18 protein-coding genes are annotated in these 21,870 nt (G+C 71.7%); 11 read left to right on the plus strand and 7 right to left on the minus strand.

The window, feature by feature from the left end:
* The first annotated feature begins 276 nt into the window (after window positions 1-276).
* Window positions 277-1,149 (plus strand): YhjD/YihY/BrkB family envelope integrity protein, encoded by an 873-nt coding sequence (locus ACZ4IF_RS39670; protein ID WP_467572524.1) that lies wholly within the window; start codon window positions 277-279, stop codon window positions 1,147-1,149.
* Window positions 1,150-1,182: 33 nt separating this feature from the next.
* Here the strand turns inward: ACZ4IF_RS39670 and ACZ4IF_RS39675 are convergent, their stop codons facing one another.
* Together ACZ4IF_RS39675 and ACZ4IF_RS39680 are read right to left on the minus strand one after the other, a co-directional pair.
* Window positions 1,183-2,157, minus strand: coding sequence for an LLM class flavin-dependent oxidoreductase (locus tag ACZ4IF_RS39675; RefSeq protein ID WP_467572526.1), 975 nt, complete (start codon window positions 2,155-2,157; stop codon window positions 1,183-1,185).
* Between the two features lie 156 nt (window positions 2,158-2,313).
* Entirely contained in the window at window positions 2,314-2,616 is a 303-nt protein-coding gene (locus ACZ4IF_RS39680) for a response regulator transcription factor (protein ID WP_467572528.1), read from the minus strand.
* Between the two features lie 440 nt (window positions 2,617-3,056).
* Here ACZ4IF_RS39680 and ACZ4IF_RS39685 point away from each other — a divergent pair, with 440 nt between their 5' ends.
* Window positions 3,057-5,576 (plus strand): SpoIIE family protein phosphatase, encoded by a 2,520-nt coding sequence (locus ACZ4IF_RS39685; protein WP_467572531.1) that lies wholly within the window; start codon window positions 3,057-3,059, stop codon window positions 5,574-5,576.
* Here the strand turns inward: ACZ4IF_RS39685 and ACZ4IF_RS39690 are convergent.
* The 4 genes from ACZ4IF_RS39690 to ACZ4IF_RS39705 all read right to left on the minus strand — a co-directional run bounded on the left by ACZ4IF_RS39690 (window position 5,573) and on the right by ACZ4IF_RS39705 (window position 9,925).
* A complete protein-coding gene (locus ACZ4IF_RS39690; protein WP_467572534.1) occupies window positions 5,573-6,175 on the minus strand; it encodes a hypothetical protein in 603 nt (200 codons plus the stop codon). The genes ACZ4IF_RS39685 and ACZ4IF_RS39690 overlap by 4 nt on opposite strands.
* Window positions 6,176-6,483: 308 nt before the next feature.
* Window positions 6,484-6,666, minus strand: coding sequence for a hypothetical protein (locus ACZ4IF_RS39695; RefSeq protein ID WP_467572538.1), 183 nt, complete (start codon window positions 6,664-6,666; stop codon window positions 6,484-6,486).
* A 216-nt stretch (window positions 6,667-6,882) separates the two neighbouring features.
* Entirely contained in the window at window positions 6,883-8,580 is a 1,698-nt protein-coding gene (locus tag ACZ4IF_RS39700; RefSeq protein ID WP_467572541.1) for a hydrogenase maturation protein, read from the minus strand.
* A gap of 223 nt (window positions 8,581-8,803) precedes the next feature.
* Window positions 8,804-9,925 (minus strand): lipid II:glycine glycyltransferase FemX, encoded by a 1,122-nt coding sequence (locus ACZ4IF_RS39705; protein WP_467572544.1) that lies wholly within the window; start codon window positions 9,923-9,925, stop codon window positions 8,804-8,806.
* A gap of 388 nt (window positions 9,926-10,313) precedes the next feature.
* On the opposite strand from ACZ4IF_RS39705, the gene ACZ4IF_RS39710 reads away from it, so the two are divergent.
* From ACZ4IF_RS39710 to ACZ4IF_RS39740, 7 genes are all read left to right on the plus strand, one after another.
* Window positions 10,314-11,057: a 2OG-Fe(II) oxygenase gene (locus ACZ4IF_RS39710; RefSeq protein WP_467572548.1), complete on the plus strand. Its 744-nt coding sequence runs from the start codon at window positions 10,314-10,316 to the stop codon at window positions 11,055-11,057.
* Between the two features lie 363 nt (window positions 11,058-11,420).
* The gene (locus ACZ4IF_RS39715; RefSeq protein WP_467572551.1) at window positions 11,421-12,227 is read left to right on the plus strand and encodes a DUF899 domain-containing protein; all 807 of its coding nucleotides are present in this window, start codon (window positions 11,421-11,423) and stop codon (window positions 12,225-12,227) included.
* Between the two features lie 527 nt (window positions 12,228-12,754).
* Complete coding sequence (locus ACZ4IF_RS39720) at window positions 12,755-14,086, plus strand: PP2C family protein-serine/threonine phosphatase (RefSeq protein WP_467572555.1); 1,332 nt, start codon at window positions 12,755-12,757, stop codon at window positions 14,084-14,086.
* Window positions 14,087-14,234: 148 nt separating this feature from the next.
* Window positions 14,235-15,335, plus strand: coding sequence for an MASE1 domain-containing protein (locus ACZ4IF_RS39725; protein ID WP_467572560.1), 1,101 nt, complete (start codon window positions 14,235-14,237; stop codon window positions 15,333-15,335).
* A 184-nt stretch (window positions 15,336-15,519) separates the two neighbouring features.
* Window positions 15,520-17,604 (plus strand): NAD-dependent DNA ligase LigA, encoded by a 2,085-nt coding sequence (gene ligA / locus ACZ4IF_RS39730; RefSeq protein ID WP_467572563.1) that lies wholly within the window; start codon window positions 15,520-15,522, stop codon window positions 17,602-17,604.
* Window positions 17,605-17,702: 98 nt separating this feature from the next.
* Window positions 17,703-18,233 (plus strand): HAD domain-containing protein, encoded by a 531-nt coding sequence (locus ACZ4IF_RS39735; protein WP_467572566.1) that lies wholly within the window; start codon window positions 17,703-17,705, stop codon window positions 18,231-18,233.
* Between the two features lie 22 nt (window positions 18,234-18,255).
* Entirely contained in the window at window positions 18,256-18,477 is a 222-nt protein-coding gene (locus ACZ4IF_RS39740; RefSeq protein ID WP_467572569.1) for a hypothetical protein, read from the plus strand.
* Window positions 18,478-18,523: 46 nt separating this feature from the next.
* Here ACZ4IF_RS39740 and ACZ4IF_RS39745 read toward each other — a convergent pair whose 3' ends face one another.
* Window positions 18,524-19,057 (minus strand): GNAT family N-acetyltransferase, encoded by a 534-nt coding sequence (locus ACZ4IF_RS39745; RefSeq protein ID WP_467572571.1) that lies wholly within the window; start codon window positions 19,055-19,057, stop codon window positions 18,524-18,526.
* A gap of 117 nt (window positions 19,058-19,174) precedes the next feature.
* Here ACZ4IF_RS39745 and ACZ4IF_RS39750 point away from each other — a divergent pair, with 117 nt between their 5' ends.
* On the plus strand, window positions 19,175-19,936 hold the full coding sequence (locus ACZ4IF_RS39750) for a PIG-L deacetylase family protein (RefSeq protein WP_467572574.1): 762 nt from the start codon (window positions 19,175-19,177) through the stop codon (window positions 19,934-19,936).
* Between the two features lie 148 nt (window positions 19,937-20,084).
* Window positions 20,085-21,809 carry an FAD-dependent monooxygenase gene (locus ACZ4IF_RS39755; RefSeq protein ID WP_467572576.1) on the plus strand — a complete coding sequence of 575 codons (1,725 nt, stop codon included), beginning with the start codon at window positions 20,085-20,087 and terminating at the stop codon, window positions 21,807-21,809.
* Window positions 21,810-21,870 lie beyond the last annotated feature (61 nt).

Raw genomic sequence — 21,870 nt, forward strand, 5'->3', positions numbered from 1 at the left:
GCAGGGTCACCTCCCTGAGGGACACCGTCTGCGAGTGCACGGACAGACCTCGCCATGAGGGGCACCCGCCCGCGCGGCCGTCCGACCGTGTGGCCCGTCGGAGCCTGTGCCGTGCTGAGCGTGTGGCCTGGCGTGTCATCGTCCGAAATCGATGGAAATGTTCGTTAGGCTCGCGCCGCCACACAGGTCTCGATCTTCACGGAGGGCAGGACGGCGAAGATCAATCGCGAGCGCCTGGTCAGAACGCTGACGTTCTGGCTGCGCCCCGCCTTCGCGTTGCGCGTCGTCGGTCGGTTCCAGAAGATCGTCGGCTTCGACCGCTCGATGGCCCTGGCCTCCAGCGCCCTGACCACACTGATTCCGCTCGCGATCCTCAGCAGCGCCGTCCTGGGCAACTTCGTCCAGGAGGACTCCGCACAGCGGATCATCAAGCGTTACGGCCTCACCGGCGCGGGCGCCGAGGCGGTCGACTCCCTGTTCTCCCCCGCCGAGAACACGGACGCGAGCGTGGGCATCTTCGGAGTGCTCTTCCTGATCATCTCGGTGCTCAGCTTCGCGCGAGCGGCTCAGCGGCTCTTCGAGCAGACCTGGGAACTGAAGCCCCTCAGCGTGCGCAACACGCGCAACGGCCTGTGGTGGATCCTCACCCTCGGCCTCTACGCGATTCTCACCGGATGGCTCACCGCTGTGCTCTACGAAGGCGGACTGGGACTGGTGACCGCCGCGTGCCACGCTCCGCTGACCGCCGTCTTCCTCGTCTGGAGCGGCTGGAGTCTGTCGGCGAAGCGGGTCGCCTGGCGCGACCTGATCCCCTTCGGCGTCACCGCGGCCGTCCTGACGGCGGCCTACTCCGTGGCCGCGACCCTCTACCTGCCGCACCTGTTCAACTCGTACGCCACGCGCTACGGCGTCGTCGGCGCCGTCTTCGCGATGATCTCGTCCCTCTTCTCGGTGATGCTCGTCGTCGTCGCCTCGTCCGCGCTGGGACGAGAGGTACGGGACGAACTCGTCCGCATCCGCGACGGACACCGCCCGTCCGACCACGAGGTCCGGCAGCAGTGGGACAGCGTGGTCGGACAGGCTCGGTCCCGTTGGCGCTCGGCACGGGAACAGGTCTCTCATCACCGCTTCAAGGACACGAACCACTGACCGGCGGGCAGACCGCCACCGGCGCGACCCGCATCACACCTCGTTCAGAGCCCTGACGAGTTCGAAGGACCTCAGGCGGTCGGCCAGCGCGTAGACGGGTGTGACCAGCATGAGTTCGTCCGCGCCGGTCGCGTCCACGAGGTTCGCCAGGTGCTTCGCGACGGTCTCGGGCGTGCCGTGGGCCTGCTGGGCGCGGAAGCCTGCCAGCGCCTGCACCTCGTCCGCGGCGAACTTGTGGGCCGCCGCCTCGTCGGGCGTGGGGAAGGGGAAGTCGCTGCGTCCTTTGAGGAGGCCGGCCTTGACGACGTCCATCGGGCCCGCGAGCCGTGCCGCCTCCTCGACCGTCTCGGCGCAGACCGTTTCCACGCAGACCAGCACGCGGGGGCGCTCGCACCAGCGGGAGGGCGCGAAGTGATCGCGGTAGTGGCGCAGCGCGGCGAGGGTGTTGTCGGGACGTATGTGGTGGGCGAAGGCGATCGGAAGTCCGAGCTCGGCCGCCAGCCCGGCACCGGCCGTGCTGGACGACAGCAGCCACGGCTCCGGGAGCGGGCCGAGGGCGACCTCGTCGACCAGATGACGCAGGCTCTCCGACACATCGTTGCGGTACTCGTCGTCCGTCGCGGCCCCGGCCCCGCGCCGCAGCGCGCGCGCCGTCGGCTCGTCGAAGGTGCCCGGGCCGCGGCCGACGCCCATGTCGATCCGCCCGTCGTGCAGTGCGGCCAGTGTGCCGAACTGCTCGGCCAGCATGAGCGGGGCGTGGTTCGGGGCAAGCACACCGCCGGAGCCGAGACGGATGGACGAGGTCAGCGCGGCCGCGTGGGCGGCCAGGACGACGGGTGGAAAGGCCCCGATGGCCGGGGAGTGATGATGCTCGGCGTACCAGAGCCGCAGATATCCGAGATCGTCGAGGCGCCTGGCGAACTCGGTGGTGTCCTTCAACGTGTCTGCGGCTCGGGCACCTGTCTGGACCATGGCCACTTCAAGTGCGCTGAGCGGTACGGTGATCATCCGGCCAGTATAGAAAGCGTCCGCTGACTCAAAATCCGTCGCCTGCAAGGCAGTTGGGCCACCGCGTTGAGTCACCTGCCCGGTTCCGGCACGCGCGGCACGACAGCCCTGGCCTCGTCCCGCCCGCGGCCGGACCGGCACCCGGACGGCGGGGTGTCACAGGCCGAGGGAGATGGCGAGTCGGGTCATCTCGGCGGTGGTGGTGATGTTGAGCTTGGCGCGGATCCGGCGCAGGTAGGCGTCGACCGTGTGCTTGGACAGTCCCATCTGGCGTGCCGCCTGCAGGTAGGTGCAGCCGGCGGCGATATGTCGCAGGGTCTCGCGTTCGCGCGGGGCCAGCGCGGGGGCGTCGGCCTCGGAGGCCGCGGCGGGGGCCTGGGCGCCGGGGGCCGAGGCCTCGGCGAACGGGGTGGTCGAGGCGGTCGGGGTGGAGATCGGGGCGGTGAGGGCGGGGCTCATGAGGTCTTCCTTTTCTGTCGACGGGTCGGATGGGTCGTCACTGCCCACACCCTCGGAAGCAGTGGGCAAATGCCCGATTAGGACGTTTTGCCCTGGTTCAAAAAGACTGACTCGGTGACGTCATCACCACGTCCGCCGACTGTCACGGGCGTGTCACAGGCCACATTTCCGACGCGTACGACCACGGGCACCCCCACGGCGGCACGTGCACGAGCGGCACCCGCCGGCCGCCATGCCCCATCCGCCGGACACGGCCGGGACGGCGCACCCCGATTGCCCGCCGCGAGGGCGCAGGGGACGGCGGCGACGCGGCGACCGGGCGCACGGCCCCGGAGGGCAGCGCCGGGTTGGTGCTCCGCGCTCCCCAGGATCATGCTGGACAGGAGGGCCCCTGCCCCAGGCCCAGCCGTCCAGGTTCCCGAAGGGCGAGATGAGCGGCGATGGAGCGACTTCCCACCCCTCCCGGTGAGCAGACGCAGGCAAATGCCCTGCCCGACCCGGCCGTCACGACCACCACCGCCACGGCGACCATCAGCGACCAGGGCATCGTGACCGGATGGAGCGAAGGAGCCGAGCGCCTGCTCGGCTACACGGCCTCGCAGATCGTCGGACAGCCCGCCGTACGTCTGCTCGCCGACGACGTCGACGGCACGGGCCGCCCGATCGACGCCGCCGACACCGCCGCCGCGCTCCGCCGGGACACAGCCGGGCGGGAGCGGTGGAACGGCGCCGTGCCGCTGCGGCACCGCGACGGGCACCAGGTCACCCAGCGGCTGCTCGCGCACCACCGGACCGAGAGGGCAGCCGACTGGCTCGTCGTCTCCGCCGTGCGGGACCGCCCCCACCCCCCGCCTCGCCCGGTCGGCAAGCCCCCGCAGGAGGGCGACGTCCTGAGGGAGTGGACCTTCCGCCAGACGCCGTGCATCCTCGCCGTCTTCGACACGGATCTGCGGCTCGTACGGGCCAACGCCGGCATGGAGCACGCCCTGCTCCTGAACGAGGACGACATGCGCGGTCTGCGGCTGTCCGATCTCGCCCCCCACACCGCGAGCGACGAGGCCGACGCGAAGATGCGGCTGGTCCTGGACAGCGGCGAACCGCAGCACATGGACGCCTTCCTGCACCACTCGGGTGTCAGCAGCGAGCACGGCTGGCCGGCCTCGCTCACCCCGCTCAAGGACCCCTCGGGCCGAGTGCGCGCCGTGTGCCTGGCCGCCCACGACATGCCGCACGAGGAACCCGCCCGGCAGCGCATGCAGCTGCTGCACGACGCCGCCGGGCGCATCGGCACCACCCCCGACAGCCGGCGCACGGCCCAGGAACTCGCCGACGCCGTCGTCCCCCGCCTCGCCGACCGCGCCGTCGTGGACCTGTTCGAGACCCCCCAGCCCGCCGACACGTCCCACGCACCGCAGGTCAGGGACTTCACCCTGTCCCGTGCCGCCGTGAGCCCGGCGCCGGACAGCGGCCCTCCGTCTCCCGGTGACTCGGGTCCGAAGGTCCGGCACCTGGCGGCGTCACCGGTGGCTCAGTGCCTGGCCCAGGGCCACGGCGCCCTCTTCGACGCGGCGTCCCCGGCGCTCGCCGAGTGGGTCGCACACGACCCCGAGGCCGCCCGGATCCACGAGGGCGGCATCCACTCCTTGATGATCGTGCCGCTGCGCGCGAACGGCTCCACCCTCGGCGTCGCCCTCTTCACCCGTCATGAGCACCCCACCCCTTTCGAACAGGACGACCTGTGGCTCGCCGAGGAGCTCACCGCCCAGGCCGCCGTGAGCATCCACCACTCCCGCCGTCCGGCGCGCGACCACACCACCACCATGACCCTGCAGCGGAGCCTGCTCCCGCAGACGCTGCCCGACCAGCACGCCCTCGACATCGCCACCCGCTACCTGCCCGCCGTCGCCAAGGCCGGCGTCGGCGGCGACTGGTTCGACGTCATCCCCCTGTCGGGCGCCCGGGTGGCCCTGGTCGTCGGCGACGTCGTCGGGCACGGCATCCGCGCCTCGGCCACCATGGGCCGCGTACGCACCGCGGTGCGCACCCTCGCCGACGTCGACCTGCCGCCCGACGAGCTCCTGACCCACCTCGACGACCTCGTCAACCATCTGTCCGCCGAGGAGACCGGCGCGGACGACGCGACGCCCGAGACCGCCGGAGGCATCGGCACCACCTGCCTCTACGCCGTCTACGACCCGATCTCCCGCCGGTGCACCCTCGCTCGTGCCGGTCATCCCCCGCCCGCCGTGGTCACCCCCGACCACGCCGTCCGCTTCCTCGACGTCCCCGCCGGCCCACCGCTCGGCCTCGGCGGGCTGCCCTTCGAGGCCTTCGAGACGGAGCTGCCCGAGGGCAGCCTCCTCGTCCTCTACACCGACGGACTCCTCGAAACCCGCGAGCACGACATCGACGAAGCCCTCGACACCATGTTCGCCGCCCTCGCCCGCCCCGCCCAGAGCCTCGACACGGTCTGCGACCGGGTGCTGACCTCGATGGTGTCGCACCGCCCCGACGACGACATCGCCCTGCTCATCGCCCGCACCCGCGCCCTGCAGACCGACCACGTCGCCGCCTGGGACCTCGCCTTCGATCCGGCGGTCGTCGCGCAGGCCCGCCAGCACGCCACCGAGCAGCTCGCCGCCTGGGGCCTGGACGACGCCGCCTTCATCACCGAACTCGTCGTCAGCGAACTGGTCACGAACGCCATCCGCTACGGCCGCCCGCCCGCCCAGCTCCGCCTCATCCACCAGAACAGCACCCTGATCTGCGAGGTGTTCGACTCGAGCAGCACCGCACCGCACATGCGCCGGGCCCGTACCTTCGACGAGGGCGGCCGGGGCCTGCTGCTCGTCGGACAGCTCGCTCAGCGCTGGGGCACCCGCCACACGCCCACCGGAAAGACGGTCTGGGCCGAGCAGTACCTCACCCCCGACGAGGAGCCGCGTTCTGAAGCCCCCTAGGCCAGGGCCTTGGCCTTGTACGACTCCGGGTAGCGCTCCGTGAACGTGACCGTGCACGCCAGCAGGACGATCGGGACGACCCAGTTGAACCAGTCGTCCAGGGACGGCATCAGGATCGCGAGCAGGCCCAGCACGGCGATGACGACGAAGACACCGCCCCACACCGCGGTCAGGACCATGTTGATGTGTTTGAAGACCGGCGAGTCCCAGACACTGGGCGGTGTCGACCGCCGCGCGTACTGCGCGGTGAACGGATCGAAGAACAGCGAGCCCAGTGCCACGAGGGCCACGACCGCGTTGGCGAGCACCTGCGCGTAGGTCTCCAGCCAGATCAGCTCGTGGTGGTCCAGGGCCAGGGCGAGGACGGAGACCACGGCGAAGAACACGATGCCGGTCATGTCGAGCAGGTTCAGGTGGCCCTGCAGGATGTCCCGCCCGGAGAGCACGAGCGACGCGGCGAGCGCGGCCAGCGCCGCGTACTCCCAGGTGCTGGGGCCGGCCACGATCGTGAAGATGATCCAGGGAGCGAACCCGAGGAAGACGCCTCCGGCGCTGACGGATTTCTTCGGCGGTGCCTTCGTCTCCGCCACCTGTCCCATGGAACGGCTCCCATCGCTTGTCACGAGCGAGCGGGCGGGCACACCGCTTTCCTCATCATGCCGACGGGCAGACACGGTCGCATCCGGGCGGCACCGGGGCCGCAGCGCACACCTGCGCGGACCCTGCTGATCACGGATCCCGGACATCAGCTGCGTGCCGTCGGCCGGACGCGCACATGGACGGCCGGGGCCGGGCCCGAGCCGTCCACACGCGCACGCCGTTCCCGTCATTCATCCGTTCGCCGACATCACCTTCGCCGAAGCGCCGGCCGGGTCACGTCCACGTCCGGCGACCCACCGGCCTGCGATCACTGGGCTCCCAGGTCGTCCGACCGCTCGCCCTCCGCCTGGGACGGCTCGGTCCTGGGAACGTCCGGGTGCCGCTCCATGGCCGCGCTCGCGCGCTCGGCGGGCTCGTCGCGCTCGCCCTCGGCCTGGGAGGGCGTGTGGGAGTACAGCCAGCGGTCGTACTCCGAAGCTCCGGTCTTCATGGTGGCCTCCCTTGCTCACCTCCCATGGTCCTCTCCGGACCGCGCCGGGGCCAGGGCAGTCGGCACGCCGGTACGGCTGTTCCGCCGGAGCGCCGGTCCCCTGCCCCGGCCCGGCCGTGTCAAGTCACGAGAACCAGTGTCGTGACACCGAGATACGACTCGGGCCTACTGGAACCACGGGCCCGCCTACCTGACGCGGGCCCGGCCAAAGCACCCTCACACGATGTCTTCCGCCGCCGGGACGGCCGCCAGGCCGGTCAGATGGAGCGGCGTACGGGACGGCTTCTCCTTGCGGACGAAGGCGCGCCGCAGCGCGTGGTACGAGCTGTCCGGGTCGTCGAAGGTCCGGCGCATCCGGGCCAGCTCCCGTTCCCGGAAGACCTCCAGCGGCCCGGTGCTCGCCTGCTCTGTCTTCTTCCTCTCGATCCGGGCGCGCGTCGCCGGTGCCGCGGCCAGCCGGGCCGCCAGGAGACGGACCTCGGCGGCGAAGGCGTCCGCACCGCACTCCACGACACGGTCGACGAGGCCGAGGCGCAAGGCGCTGGTGGCGCTGACCGGGAAGGCCTCGTGCATGAGCCGTGCCGCGGTGGCGGCTCCCACCCGGCGAGGCAGTGTGCACGTCCAGTACTCCGAGCCGTACAGGCCCATCAGACGGTAGTGCGGGTTCAGCACCGCGCCCTCGCGGCACCACACCTCGTCGGCGGCCAGGGCGAGCATCACGCCGCCCGCCGCCGCGTTGCCCGGGACCGCGGCGACGACGAGCTTGTCGTCGGTGGTCATCACCGCCTCGACCACGTCGTCGATGGCGTTGATGTTGGCCCAGGACTCCGCGGCAGGGTCGCCGGCGGCTTCGATGGCGTTGAGATGGATGCCGTTGGAGAAGAGGTCCCGCCGCCCGCCGAGGACCAGCACGGAGGTGGGGCGGGCGCGCACCTCCTCGTACGCGTCCAGGAGCCGACGGCACTGGGAGGTGCTCATGGCTCCGCCCGGGAAGGAGAACGACAGGTGGCCGACGCCGTCCTCCTCGCGGTACTCGATGTCCGACCAGGTGCGCCGGCCGTCCGCCGGGGACAGCGGTGCGCCGAGTTCGGGCAGCGGGGGCAGCCGGGAGCCGAGCGCCACGACGGCCGGAAGCTTGAAGGTGGGCGGCTGCCCGGGCACGCGCCGCCGCCGCAGCTCGGGGATCCACACCGCGCCGTCCTTCGTCGCCCGGCAGAGCGCACCGTTCCGGGTGGCGAGCGGCGCGCCGGGGACACCGCGCAGGGTGTCCTCGGGGTGGCCACCGTGCAGGTACCACTCCTCGCCGAACAGGACGTCCAGGACACCGGGTTGGGAGTCCGCGGCACGTAGCTTGCGCAGGACGGTCGGCGTGTCGTCCTCGTGCCAGTCGATCCGCCGGGCGCTCTGGTCGAGGTACGGGCGGGTGCGGGCGGTGCTCTGCGACAGGGGCGTGTGGGAGCCCGAGGCGAAGCGTTCCACGGCCAGCAGGACGGCGGAGAGGGCGGCGTCGGCGATCTCGTTGCGATACAGGTCGCTCTTGGCCAACGGTGACAGCGTGCAGGCCGCGGTCGCCCAGACGTCACCGGCGTCCATCTCGTCCACGGCCTGAAGGACCGTCACACCCCATTCCGTCACGCCCTCTTGGATGGCCCAGTCGAGGGAGGACGGCCCCCTGTCGCCGAGTGGACCCGGGTGGACGACGAAGCAGGGGTGGGAGGCCCACACTTCGCGCGGGATGGCCGTTCTGAGCATCGGGGCGATGACGAGCCGGGGCGCGTGCCGGTGGACGGCCTCCGACAAGGAGCAGCCCGGGAGGGCGAGTTCCACGGGGACCGTGTGACCGCGGTCCCGCAGTTCGGCGTGGACCCGTTGGGTGAGGCTGTTGAAGCCACTGGCGATGAGCAGGATGTGCACGGCGAACTCCCCCCGGCGGGCGACGGTGTCTGCGATGATGCCAGGCCACCTGTGATCCTGTGGACCGCTCTGGTCAGGCACGCGCCGACCGGCCGGGGGATCCCTCGAAAGCGAGGCGGGAGCGGCCACTTGGCCCCGCGGGACCGCCCACTGCAGGAGCGCGTCCCACCGCCTCGGTCCGTGATGTGGCGCTCGTGCCCGGCGCCGGGATGGCTACTGGCCCTCAGCGCCTGGACATGTAGAGGTTGAGGGCCTTGTGGAGGACCTTGTTGAGCGGGTAGTCCCACTCGCCGAGGTACTCGACCGCCTCGCCGCCCGTGCCGGCCTTGAACCGGAGCAGGCCGAGCAGGTGGTTGCCCTCGTCCAGGGTGTCGGTGATGCCGCGGAAGTCGTAGATCCGGGCTCCGAGTTCGTGGGCGTCGGACATCATCCGCCACTGGACGGCGTTGTTCGGCTGGACCTCGCGCCTGCGGCTGGTCGAGGCGCCGTAGGAGTACCAGACGTGATCGCCGACGGTGAGCATCGTGGCTGCCGCGAGCACCTCGCCGTCGTGATGGGCGAGGTAGAGGCGCATACGGTCGGGGTCCTCCGACGTCAGGGCGGTCCACATCCGCTGGAAGTAGGCCAGGGGGCGGGGGATGAACCGGTCCCGTTCGGCCGTCTCCACGTAGAGGTCGTAGAAGACGGGCAGGTCGTCGTAACCTCCCTGGACGACCTTGACGCCGGCCTTCTCCGCCTTCTTGATGTTGCGCCGCCACTGCTGGTTGAGGCCCTGCCGGATCTCCTCGAGAGACCGTCCGGCGAAGGGCACCTGGAACACGTAGCGCGGCTGCCCCGCGGCGAAGCCGTCCTCGCCCCCTGGTTCCGTCTGCTGCCAGCCCATCCGCCGCAGCCGGTCCGCGATGTCCGAGGCTCCGGGCTCGTGCGCGGTGGCCTCCACCTCCCGCAGCCACCGGGCCTGCGGGTCGGCGATCGCGTCCTTGACCGCGTCGGCGCTCCAGCGCCTGGCGACGACCGGCGGGCCCATCTTCACCGAGAACGCGCCCTGGTCCTTCAGATACGCGAGCATCGGCTCCAGCAGACGCTCCAGATCCGGGGCCGCCCAGTCGAGCACCGGGCCCTCGGGCAGATAGGCGAGGTACCGCTTCAGTCTGGGCAACGGGCGCATCAGCACCAGTCCGGTCCCGACGAGCCGGTCGTGCTCGTCGAACCAGCCCAGGCTCTCGGCCCGCCAGTCCGGCTTCACGTCCCCCCACGAGGGAACCTGCATATGACTCACCGAGGAACGGGCCGAGACGAAGCCCAAGTGCTCGTCCCGGCTGATCGCCTTCAGGCGATAACTCATGCGCAATGCTCCTTTGCTCGGCGCACCAGCCTACTGAGCCCCAGCGCGATCACGGCGCGTCACACGGCCGGGAGCGCGAGGCGGGACGCGCCGGTCCCGGGCACGTGACGCCGAGGGCGTCCGCGGGGCCCGGCGGGAGTGACGCGGAGGGGGTCGCTACGGCAAGGCGTCTCGTGGCGACCCCCCTCCGCTCGCTCCGCCGGTGCTCCGCGAGCGGCTGATCGCGTTCCGTCCCCTCGTAGGCCCGCGCAGCAGCCCCGCAGCATGACGTCCGGATCCCGCCGGCATCCGGCCCGAGGGACGGCCAAGGTGGATACAGAACGCTGCCGGACCCGCACACGTACCGCATGCGTCCGGGGCACGTCCTGCGATCCAAGGAATCCTCACCGTGAGCACGACCACCCAGACCGCCGCCTGGACCGACACCCCGGTCTCCGACCGGGTCGCCCGCGCCGATCGGGCAGCCATGGCCGACGAGCTCGACGCGCACGGCCACGCACCGACCGGCCCGATCCTCACCCCCGCCCAGTGCCGCGAGATCGCGGCCCTGTACGACGAGCCCGACCGTTTCCGTACGACCGTCGACATGGCCCGCCACCGCTTCGGCTCCGGCCAGTACCGCTACTTCACCCACGACCTGCCGCACCTGGTCGGCGAGCTGCGCGAGGCGTTCTACCCCAGGCTCCTTCCCGTCGCCCGGGACTGGGCCGCCAGGCTGGGACAGCCCGCCCGCTGGCCCGACACACTGGAGGAGTGGCTCGCGCTGTGCCATCGGGCCGGGCAGGCCAAGTCCGCGCAGATCCTGCTGCGTTACGGCCCCGGCGACTGGAACGCCCTGCACCGCGACGTCTTCGGCGACATGCTCTTCCCGCTCCAGGTCGTCATCGGCCTGAACGCCCCCGGCACCGACTACACCGGCGGCGAGTTCCTCATGACCGAGCAGCGGGCCCGCGCACAGTCACGTGGCTACTCCGCCACCCTGCCGCAGGGCCACGGCCTGGTGTTCACCACCCGGGACCGGCCGGTGGCCGGGAAGCGGGGCTGGTCCAACGCACCGATGCGACACGGTGTGAGCACGGTGCGCACGGGCTGTCGTCACACGCTCGGCCTCGTCTTCCACGACGCGGCGTGAGCACCGGCCTCGGCCCCGGCTCGCACATCGGCACCGGCACCGGCACCGACGAGACCGCCTCCGGTCGGCGCGAGGGCCCTGTGCGGACGCACACCCTGCTCGGTGCCGACCGGCGGCCGTATGCGAGCGGGATTCCGGGCACGGTCGGCGGGCACCGCCGCGCCCGTGACCGAGACGCCGCTGAACCACTGGCCTCGCAAGAGCAGTTCGCCGCGGACCTGCGCGAGAGGGCGGTCGAGTACGGCGGTCGGGGGGCTCACGGTGCTTCGGCGCGGGCCGTGGGGCACCCGGTGGTGCGCGAGGGCGGGACGGGCCAGCATGAAGAGCGGCAGAGTCGTGAGGGCCGCAGTTGGGAGAGCCGGGATGACGACCATGGGCATGGGAGACCTGCCGCCGGTGGTGTCGCGCGAGGAGTGGCTGACCGCCCGCAGAGAGCTGCTGACGAAAGAGAAGGAGCTCACCCGGGCACGCGACCGGGTCAACGCCGACCGACGGCGGCTGCCGATGGTCCGGGTCGACAGGCCGTACACGTTCCATGGCCCGGACGGGACGGTCGGCCTGCTCGACCTTTTCGAAGGGCGGCCGCAGCTCGTCGTGCACCACTTCATGTGGCTGTTCGACATCGATGCCGACGGTCGCGAGCACCCCCGTGACTACGGGTGCTCCAGCTGCTCCTCCGCCGCCGACCAGATCCCCGCCGACCTCCGGCAACTGCATGTGCGCAGCACCAGCCTGGCCGCGGTGTCCCGGGCGCCGTACGACACGATCGCCGCGTTCCGCGACCGTATGGGCTGGACGTTCCCGTGGTACTCCTCGGAGGGCAGCGCGTTCAACTACGACTTCCACGCCACCGTCGACGACCGGGTCGCTCCGGTCCTGCTCGGCTTCCGCACCGAGGACGAGCTCGCCCAAGCGGGCAGGCCGTGGAACGAGGAGATGCGCGGCGACTGGCCGGGCATCAGCACGTTCCTCCGGGTCGGCGACGAGGTCTTCCACACGTACTCCGCGTTCGGCCGCGGGATCGAGGAGTTCCACAACGGCAACAACTACCTGGACCTCACCGTGCTCGGCCGCCAGGAGCCGTGGGAGGAGCCGAAGGGGCGCGCGATCCCGCTCGGCCTGCACGTCGGGGGTCCCGCGATGCGCCTCCCCGACGAATACGAGACCTGACGGCGTCGGGCGGGTGCAGGGACGACCGCGCCGCCGCCCCGGTCCCCGCCCCCGCGATGTGCCCCGCCGCCGCGGGCAGCCGGAAGGAAGTCCCTGCCGTCGGGGCGAGGGGCGACGGGACGAGGGTGGATCAGTCCGGGAAGTCAGGCAACGTCGGAAGTGGCATGCTGCTGTTGGAGCAATGACCATGTGCCCTGTTCGGCCGTGCCAGGCTGTGGTCCCGATTGATCAGGGTCGTGTCAGGAGGCCGGTGTGTACCGCTCAGGTGAGGGCCTGCACGAGCGGCGCCGTCGCGACCGGCGCACGGGCCCGGCCGTGTCGATGCCCACATCACCTGCGCCCCGCCCGGACCGGCGGACGAACACCGGGACAGCCCTTCTGTCCGGCGACCCGACCGCATCCGGTGCCCCCACTCGGCCGCACGGGGCCGGCGCGGCGAGCGACGGCACTCCGTCCACCTCCACCGCGACGGGCCGCTGCCACCCGAGGACGCACCGGTCCCGACATCAGGCCGCCAGGCGCTCGTGATGGCCGGACACGAGGGGAGCCACCCGAGGCAGCCGCACCTGCCGGACCTGAATGTGCGTCTGCGCGCCGAGGTGAGCCGGATCGACGAGCAGTTGCGGGCCCTGCTGGACGCCATGGACCGGCTGCAGGGGCTGCTGGACGCGGTGGTGGCCATCAGCAGGGAGGTGGAACTGTCCGCGGTGCTGCACCGCATCGTCAGCACCGCCATGGACCTGGTGGGCGCCCGCTACGGTGCGCTGGGCGTCCTCAGCGAGTCCGGGGAGCACCTGGAGCAGTTCATCTCGGTGGGACTGTCCGAGCAGGAACGAACCGATCTGGCCGAAACCGGGATGCCCCGGGGGCTGGGTGTCCTCGGACATCTGATCCACCACCCCGAGCCGCTGCGGGTCGACGACATCTCGGCCCATCCGTCCTCCTCGGGGTTCCCGGTCGGCCACCCGCACCTGCGCACCCTGCTCGGCGTCGCCATCAGCGTGCGCGGCCAGATCTACGGTGACCTCTACCTGTCGGAGAGGAGCGACGGCCGGCCCTTCGACGTGCACGACGAGAACATCGTCATCGCGCTGGCGAGCGCCGCGGGCATCGCGATCGACAACGTCCGGCTGTTCGAACGGGTGCGTGTCGGGGCCGAGCAGTTCCAGCGGCTCCTGCTGCCGAGGCTGCCCGATCTGCAGCCCTTCTCGGCCGCCGCCATCTACCGGCCCGCCACGGAACCGAGCCAGCTCGGCGGGGACTGGTACGACGCCGTGCTGCTGCCCGACCACGTGGTGGCGATCGTCATCGGTGACGTGATCGGCCACGATCTGCATGCCGCCGCCTCCATGGCCTCCACCCGCAACATGCTGCGCGCCCTCCTGTTCGACCGGCTGAACCCGCCCGGCGCTGTCCTCTCCCAGCTCGACCGCACCCTGCAGGCCGTCACCAGCAATCCCGTCACCACCATCACTCTGGCGCGGCTCGAACCGGAGGGGCCGGGGTGGCGTCTGCACTGGAGCACGGCGGGCCATGTGCCACCACTGGTGATCAGCCCCCAGCACCACGCGGAATACCTGTTCGCCGAGCCCGGACTGCCGCTGGGCGTCGACCCCGACCAGCCGCGCCCCGACCACTCCCGCTACGTGCCGCCGGACGCCACCGTGGTGTTCTTCACCGACGGACTCATCGAAGATCCGGCACGGCCCATCGACGAGAGCCTCGACAGGCTCGCCTGCCTCGCGGCGAGGTACAGCAGTCTTCCCCTGGACGACTTCGTGCAGGCACTGGCCGATCACCACCCCAGTGACGGCCATGACGACATGGCCATCCTCGCGCTGCGCACCCCGCACGTCTGACCCGGTCATCCGCCCAGAGCCCGGCGTCGGCCCGACGGTGCCGCGAAGGCTCTGGGAGATCGCACGGTCGGCCCGACGGTGCCGTGGAGGATCCGGGAGATCCGACGGATGATGGATCTCGGGGCGGTGTCGATGCGGAGGTCGCCCGATGGCTGTCGCGCCGCATGAACGGCTCCGGCGTGGCGGGGTGTTCGCCCTGGAAATCTGCGTCGTCGCCGCGCTGTACTACGGCTCGGCCCGGCTCGGACTGGCCCAGCAGCTCGTACGCAGCCAGGTCACACCGCTCTGGCCGCCCACCGGTATCGCGCTGGCGAGCCTGCTCCTGCGCGGCCCCCTCGTCTGGCCAGGAATCACGCTCGGTGCCTTCCTGGCCAACTTCTCGCTCGGCCCGTCGATCCCGGCCGTCCTCGCGATCACCGCCGGGAACACGCTGGCACCCGTGTGCTCGTATCTGCTGCTTTGCCGGACGGGGTTCCACAACGAGATCGACCGATTGCGGGACGCACTCGCCCTGATCTTCCTCGGAGCGTTCGTCGGCATGCTGGTCAGCTCGACCATCGGCAGCGGCACGCTGGTCGCCGCCGGTGTGCTCAACCCCGGCGACTTCTGGCCGACGTGGTCGGTGTGGTGGACCGGGGACGCGATGGGCGTCCTGCTGGTCACTCCGTTCCTTCTGCTGCTTCCCTCGGTGCGTCCGCCGAAGGGCATCGCTCCGGCGCGCTGGGTGGAGGCGCTGTTGCTGGTGGCGGCCACCGTCGCGGTCGGATACCTCCAGAGGAGCGACACGCCACTGCTCTTCCTCGGCTTCCCCCTGCTGATCTGGGCGGCCTTCCGCTTCCAGCTGGCCGGGGCCGCACCCTGCGCACTCGCCGTATCGACGTTCGCCATCGTCGGCGCCGTGCAGGGAACGGGCCCTTTCGCGGGTCGCGACCTGCTCACCAGCATGATCACCCTGCAGGCGTTCAACGGTTCCGCTTCGCTGACCGCACTCCTGCTGAGCGCGGCCGTCAGCGAGCGCAACCAGACCCAGTTGGAGATCGCGCGAGCCTGCAGACAACTCGCCGAGATGGTGGCCAAGATCGCGGCCAGCAGCCACCGCCCGGTTCTCTCCGACGGGGCGCGCGATGACGTGTGCGAGGTGAAGGAGGCGGAGCAGGACCTGGAGGGGGAGGCGCCGAAGGGGGCGGAGGCGAAGAAGGAGGCGGCGGCGGAGAAGGACGAGAAGGGCAGCCGGACCGCGAGACCGTGAGCACGCGACCGCTTCGTGCCGGACCTTGCCGTCATGACCGAAACGTACAGAGCACCACTGACAGTGAAGGGCGGCTGTACCGCCCCACCCGGCCCGTCGCGGAGCCCGCCCACGAGACGGGCGAAGGCCTTCCGGCGACATGCGTGAGGGGGCATTGTCAGTGGTGGACGGCAAGATGCCCGTCATGACTACAGCTGCAGCAGTGATCGTGGACGCCGTCGCCTACGCCCAGGCGGTCGAGGACGCCGTACGGGCGGCGAACGCCTACTACGAGGGTGGCACTTCGCCGATCGACGACGACACCTACGACCGTCTGGTGCGCGCCATAGCCGAGTGGGAGTCCGAGCACCCCGACGCGGTGCTGCCCGACTCGCCGACGGGGAAGGTCGCCGGCGGATCCGTCGAGGGCGACGTCCCGCACACCGTGGCGATGCTCAGCCTGGACAACGTGTTCTCCGCCGAGGAGTTCACCTCGTGGACGGCGTCCCTTGCCCGGCGCATCGGCCATGACGTCACCCGCTTCAGCGTCGAGGCGAAGCTGGACGGTCTCGCGATCGCCGCGCGCTACACCGGCGGCCGGCTCACTCGGCTGATCACCCGGGGCGACGGGACGGCCGGGGAGGACGTCTCGCACGCGATCGGCACCATCGAGGGCCTGCCGCGGGAGCTGGCCGAGCCGGTCAGCGTGGAGGTGCGGGGCGAAGTCCTCATGACGACCGCACAGTTCGAGCACGCGAACGAGGTGCGCACCGCGCACGGCGGGCAGCCGTTCGCCAACCCGCGCAATGCGGCCGCCGGCACCCTGCGGGCGAAGGAGCGCGCCTACACGGTGCCGATGGCCTTCTTCGGCTACGGCCTGCTGGCCCTGCCCGACACCGACTCCGAACTCTCCGGGCGGCTGAACAAGCTGGCGCACAGCGATCTGATGGCCCTGGCCGCCGAGCTCGGCGTGCACACCACGGCGCGAACGGCCGTGCCGGGCACGGCCGTCGACACGGCGGAGCAGGTCCTGGAGCGGGTGACGGAGATCGCCGGGCTGCGCGCCGAGCTGCCCTTCGGGATCGACGGGATCGTCGTCAAGGCCGACCTGGCGGCCGACCAACGGGCCGCCGGAGCGGGTTCACGGGCGCCGCGCTGGGCCGTCGCCTACAAGCTGCCGGCCGTGGAGAAGATCACCCGCCTGCTGGCGGTGGAGTGGAACGTCGGGCGGACCGGCATCATCGCCCCGCGCGCCGTGCTGGAGCCGGTGCGGATCGAGGGCTCCACGATCACGTACGCGACCCTCCACAACCCGGCCGACATCACCCGCCGCGACCTGCGGCTCGGCGACCATGTGATGGTCCACCGCGCAGGTGATGTCATCCCCCGCATCGAGGCCCCCGTGGCGCATCTGCGCACCGGGGACGAACAGCCCATCGTGTTCCCCGAGGAGTGCCCGCGCTGCGGGTCGGCGATCGACACCGGCGAGGAACGCTGGCGCTGCGAACGCGGACGCGACTGCCACCTGGTGGCCTCCCTCTCGTACGCGGCGGGCCGCGACCAGCTCGACATCGAGGGGCTCGGCGGCACCCGGGTCGTCCAGCTCGTCGCGGCCGGTCTGGTCACCGACCTCGGCGACCTCTTCGCCCTGACCCGGGAGCAGCTGCTCGGCCTGGAACGGATGGGCGAGACGAGCACCGACAATCTGCTCGCCGCGATCGAGAAGGCGAAGGGACAGCCGTTGTCCAGGGTGCTCTGCGCGCTGGGTGTCCGCGGCACCGGGCGGTCCATGTCGCGGCGCATCGCCCGGCACTTCGCCACCATGGACCTTGTCCGCGCCGCCGATGTCGAGGCGATGCAGCGGGTGGAGGGCATCGGTGCCGAGAAGGCCCCGTCGATCGTCGCCGAGCTCGCCGGGCTCGCCCCTCTCCTCGACAAGCTCGCCGCGGCCGGGGTCAACATGACCGAGCCCGGTGCCACCGCGCCCGCCCCCACGGACGCGCCCGACGAGGCCGTCGCCGTGGGCACCGGGGAGGGTGGTCCGCTGGCCGGCATGGCCGTGGTGGTGACCGGCGCGATGACCGGTCCGCTGGAGAAGCTCACCCGCAACGAGATGAACGAACTCATCGAGCGTGCCGGTGGCCGGTCGTCGTCCAGTGTCTCCAAGAAGACCAGTCTCGTCGTCGCGGGGGAGAACGCGGGCTCCAAGCGCGCGAAGGCCGAACAGCTCGGCATACGGCTCTCCACCCCCGAGGACTTCGCCGTCCTCGTCGCCGACCACCTGGCCTGACCCGCCGCGTACGCCGCCCGGAGGTCCCGCGGCCCTGTGCCGGGACTTCCGGGCCGGGGCCTGCGTGCCGGGACTCCGGGAGCGGCTATCGTGCGGCGGTGACCGGTTCCGGGCAGCGCGCACTGCTCTTCCTCGACGTCGACGGGCCACTGATCCCCTTCGGCGGGGCCTCGGACGAGTACGCCACGTACCCAATGGACCGCGACTCCGAGGGCGCGGCGACGCATCCGCTGCTGGCGAGGCTCGATCCCCGCCACGGTGCCCGGTTGGCCGCGCTGCCGTGCGACCTGGTCTGGGCCACGACCTGGCGGGACGAGGCGAACGAGTGCCTCGCACCACGGCTGGGACTGCCCCGGCTGCCCGTCGTCGACTGGCCGGAGCCGTCCGACCTCGACGAGCGGGACGCACGGATCGGGCTGCACTGGAAGACCCGCATCCTCGTCGACCTGGCCGCGGGGCGTCCGTTCGCGTGGGTCGACGACGAGATCGGCGACACCGATCGAGCCTGGGTGTCGGCCCACCATCCCGGCCGCGCCCTGCTCCACCGCGTCGACCACCGTCGGGGCCTCGTCGACGCGGACTACGGCGTCCTCGAGAAATGGCTGCGAGGAGCTGCCGAAGGACCGTAGCAAGTTCGGGTCGCCGGCCCTGGTGACGGCAGAGAACCCGGGCGCCTGCTTCGGCACGGACGACGCCCGGGACCAAGGGGACCTGGACGCCGGGGACCTCACCAGGGTGGTCCGGGCGTTGAACGACCTGGAGTACGTGGTGGTGCCCGAAGAAGTGCTCGCGCTCGACTACGACGGGCCCACGCGGCTGCCGTCGCATGTTCGACGCCCCCCTTGGTGGGACCGGTCCTTCGGATTCTTCTGACCGTGGCCGGGCCGCTGACTCACGCTCCGACGGGCCGCGCGCTCCGTCACATCGGCAGCGACAGCAGGCGCACCTCCCCGCTCGGCCAGGGCTCCCCCTCCTTGAGAGGCGTGCACATGGTCCGCAGGGGCATGACCACAGGCCCCGCGGGCTGTTCGACGTACACCTTTTCCTTCACCTCGTGCCAGCCGAGCCGCTCGTACAGGGGGACCAGGGGCGGCCGGCAGAAGAGAAGCCCATGATCCGGGCCCAGGGTCCGCGCGTGGTCCACCGCCGCCGTCACGACGAGCCGGGCCAGTCCCCGCCCCCGCAGGTCGGGCGCGACGGCCACGCCCCCGACGCCCATCACGTCCCGGCGTGTTCCCCCGATGGACAGAGGGATCCTCAGCAGTCCGGTGTGAGCCACGAGGCGGCCGTCCAGCCTGATACCGAAGTGCTCTTCCTTGGGCAGCCACGTCAACCCGGCGTCCGCGACACCGAAGGGGTCGGCGCCGTCACCGAGGATCTCGTCCTGATCGGCTCTCTCGTACCGCGCCAGCCGCTCGACGATCGGCGCCGCGGGAATCACGTCGTCAGTCATCCCCACATGATCCGCCGCGGACGGGTCACGGCCAAGCGAGTAGGTCGTCGCGTGAGCGGTCCCCTAGCCTGAGCAGGTCCGTGATTCCGCGTCCCCGTGCCGGAGGGTGGCAGAGACATGGCGGTTCCGAGCCTGCTCGGGGTGTTCGCGCATCCTGACGACGAGTCTCTCTCGGCCGGGGGCGTGCTGGCGCGTCACGCCGCCATGGGGGCGCGGACGGCGGTCGTCACGGCGACCTGGGCGCAGGACACCCCACGTGCCGCGGAGTTGTCCGACGCGCTCCGGATTCTCGGTGCCGGCGAGCCGCGGCTCCTCGGCTACGCCGATGCCCGTGCTCCACAGTCGGCCCCAGGGCATGTCCGGTTCTGCGATGCGCCGTTGGACGAGTCGGTGCGGCATGTGGTCGCACACATCCGGGAGTTCCGCCCGGACGTGGTCATCACCCATGACGCGTACGGCGGGCCGACGGGTCATCCGGACCATCGCCATACGCACAGGGTGACCTCTCTGGCGGTGCAGGCCGCCGCTCTGGAACGGCTCTGTCCGGACGCCGGCGCCCCTTGGCGGCCGAGCGCCCTCTACCTCGCCACCCACCCGCACTCGGCGGCTCGGGCGCTGGGAGCGGGGCTCATGCGGCAGGGCAGGGAGATGTTCAGCGTGCCGGACGGGTGGATCGGCGCCGCCGTGGACGTGGGTCCGTGGTTCGAGCGGAAGGTCGCCGCCGTGCTGGCCCACCGCTCCGAGGTGGCGCGAGGCGCCCTGCCAGGTCGCATCGCCGTACTCCCGCCCGTCGAGCAGAGGCGTTTGCTGGCCACCGAGTGGTACATCCGCCACGACCTCGCTCCCGCGTCCGCGGCCAGGACAGAACTGACCCTGTGAACGCCGGGCCGGGCATGCGGTGCGTCGCATCCGTCGGCACCGGCGCCGACGTCCGCTGGGGCGCCACCGTCCGGCTCGCTGCCCGCGTACGGCCGGGCGACCATGGACGTATCGCAACGATCCGGGGGCCATGCAGTGGGAGGCACCCGTGGCGCGGACCCGAACGACCGACGTGCTGATCGCCGGCGCCGGCCCTGTGGGGTTGAGTGCGGCCGCCGAACTGCGCCGGCACCGAGTGAGCTGTCGTCTCGTCGACCGGCTGCCCGCCCGTCTGCCGTACGCCAAGGCCGTCGGCATCCAGCCGCGCACCATGGAGATCTGGGACCGGATGGGCCTGGCCCGCACGGTCGTGGAAGCCGCCGTTCCGATCCTGGGGCAGCTGATCTACGTGAACGGCCGGGAACAAGGACGGATCGACCTCGCGCTGCCGCCCGAGGTGCCCTACGGGTTCGCCGCGCTGCCGCAGTACGAGACCGAACGCCTCATCGAGGAGTACGTCGCCGGACTGGGCACCTTCGTCGAACGCGGCACCGAACTGCTGTCGTTCACGCAGGACCGGGACGGAGTCGGCGCACGGCTGCGCGGCGCGTCGGGCGCCGAGGAGGAGCTGCGCGTCCGCTACCTCATCGGCTGCGACGGAGCGCACAGCACCGTCCGCAAGGGGCTGGGGCTTCGGTACGAGGGCGGGGCTTTCGCCGAGGAGTACATGCTGGGTGACGTCGAGGTCGACTGGGACCTGCCGCACGGATACGGCCTCCGGTCCACGCACCGCGCCGACGACGGTTCCACCGACGACCTGCTGGTCTGCATCCCCCTGCCCGGTCGGGGCCGCTGTCGGATGTCGATGACGGTCCCACCCGAGCTGTCCACCCGGACGACGGGCGGGGCACGGACGCAGGGGGACGGAGTGCTGCACGGCCTGGAGGGCGACGGTCCGGAGCTGTCCCACCTCCAGGCCGTCGTCGACCGCCTCGCCCCCACGCCCGCGACGCTGTCCCGGCTGCGCTGGTCCTCCGTCTTCCGCATCAGCCACCGCATCGTGGACCGCTACGGCGAGGGGCGCGTCTTCGTGGCGGGCGATGCCGCGCACATTCATCCCCCGACCGGCGCGCAGGGCATGAACACCGGCATCCAGGACGCCTGCAATCTGGCCTGGAAGCTCGCGCTCGTGGTGCGAGGGGAGGCAGGGCCGGGCCTGCTGGGGAGTTACGACGCCGAGCGCCGCCCGGTCGGCGCGGAGGTGGTCGCCCGTACCGTGCGGCACGCCGCGCGAGGGATGGACGCCGATCCCGACGACCCGGGGACGCTGCTGCTGCGCGAGGCTCAGCTGCTGGTCGGATACCGGGACGGCCCGCTCGCCGCCGAGCCGTACGGGCCCGTCGGCGCGCCTCAGCCCGGTGACCGGGCACCGGACTGCGCGGAGCTCACCGCGGCCGTGGCCGCGTACCCGCTGCGGCTGCTCGACATCCTGCGCGGGCGCACCGGGCACGTGGTGCTTCTGTACGCGGACGACCTCGACGTCCTGGACCGGGCGGCCGGTACGGTCACGACGACCGGGGCGGCGCTGACGGCCGTCGGCGACACGGACGGTTCCGCACGCCCGGCTCCCGGGCCCGGCCTGGAGACCCTCGCCGTCCTCGGCCGTGACGCGTCTCCGGCCGACGGCCGCCTCGCGGCCGTTCCCGCGTACCGGGATGCCGCCGGGGAGTTCGCGCGGCTCTACCGGCCCGAGGGTCCGACGGGATTCGTGGTGCGCCCCGACGGGTATCTCGGCGCGCGATTCCCCCTGGACGGCATCGAGGTGGCCCTGGCCGACTACCTCGCGACACTGTCCGCGAACCCGGCGGCGGCCGGCGTCGCTCGTTCCGCCTGACAGAGCCCGGCGACGCCACTCGTCGCTGTGCCGGCATCCGCCCGGGCGGCGACGCGCACGT

This window comes from Streptomyces sp. NPDC025784, assembly GCF_055558435.1.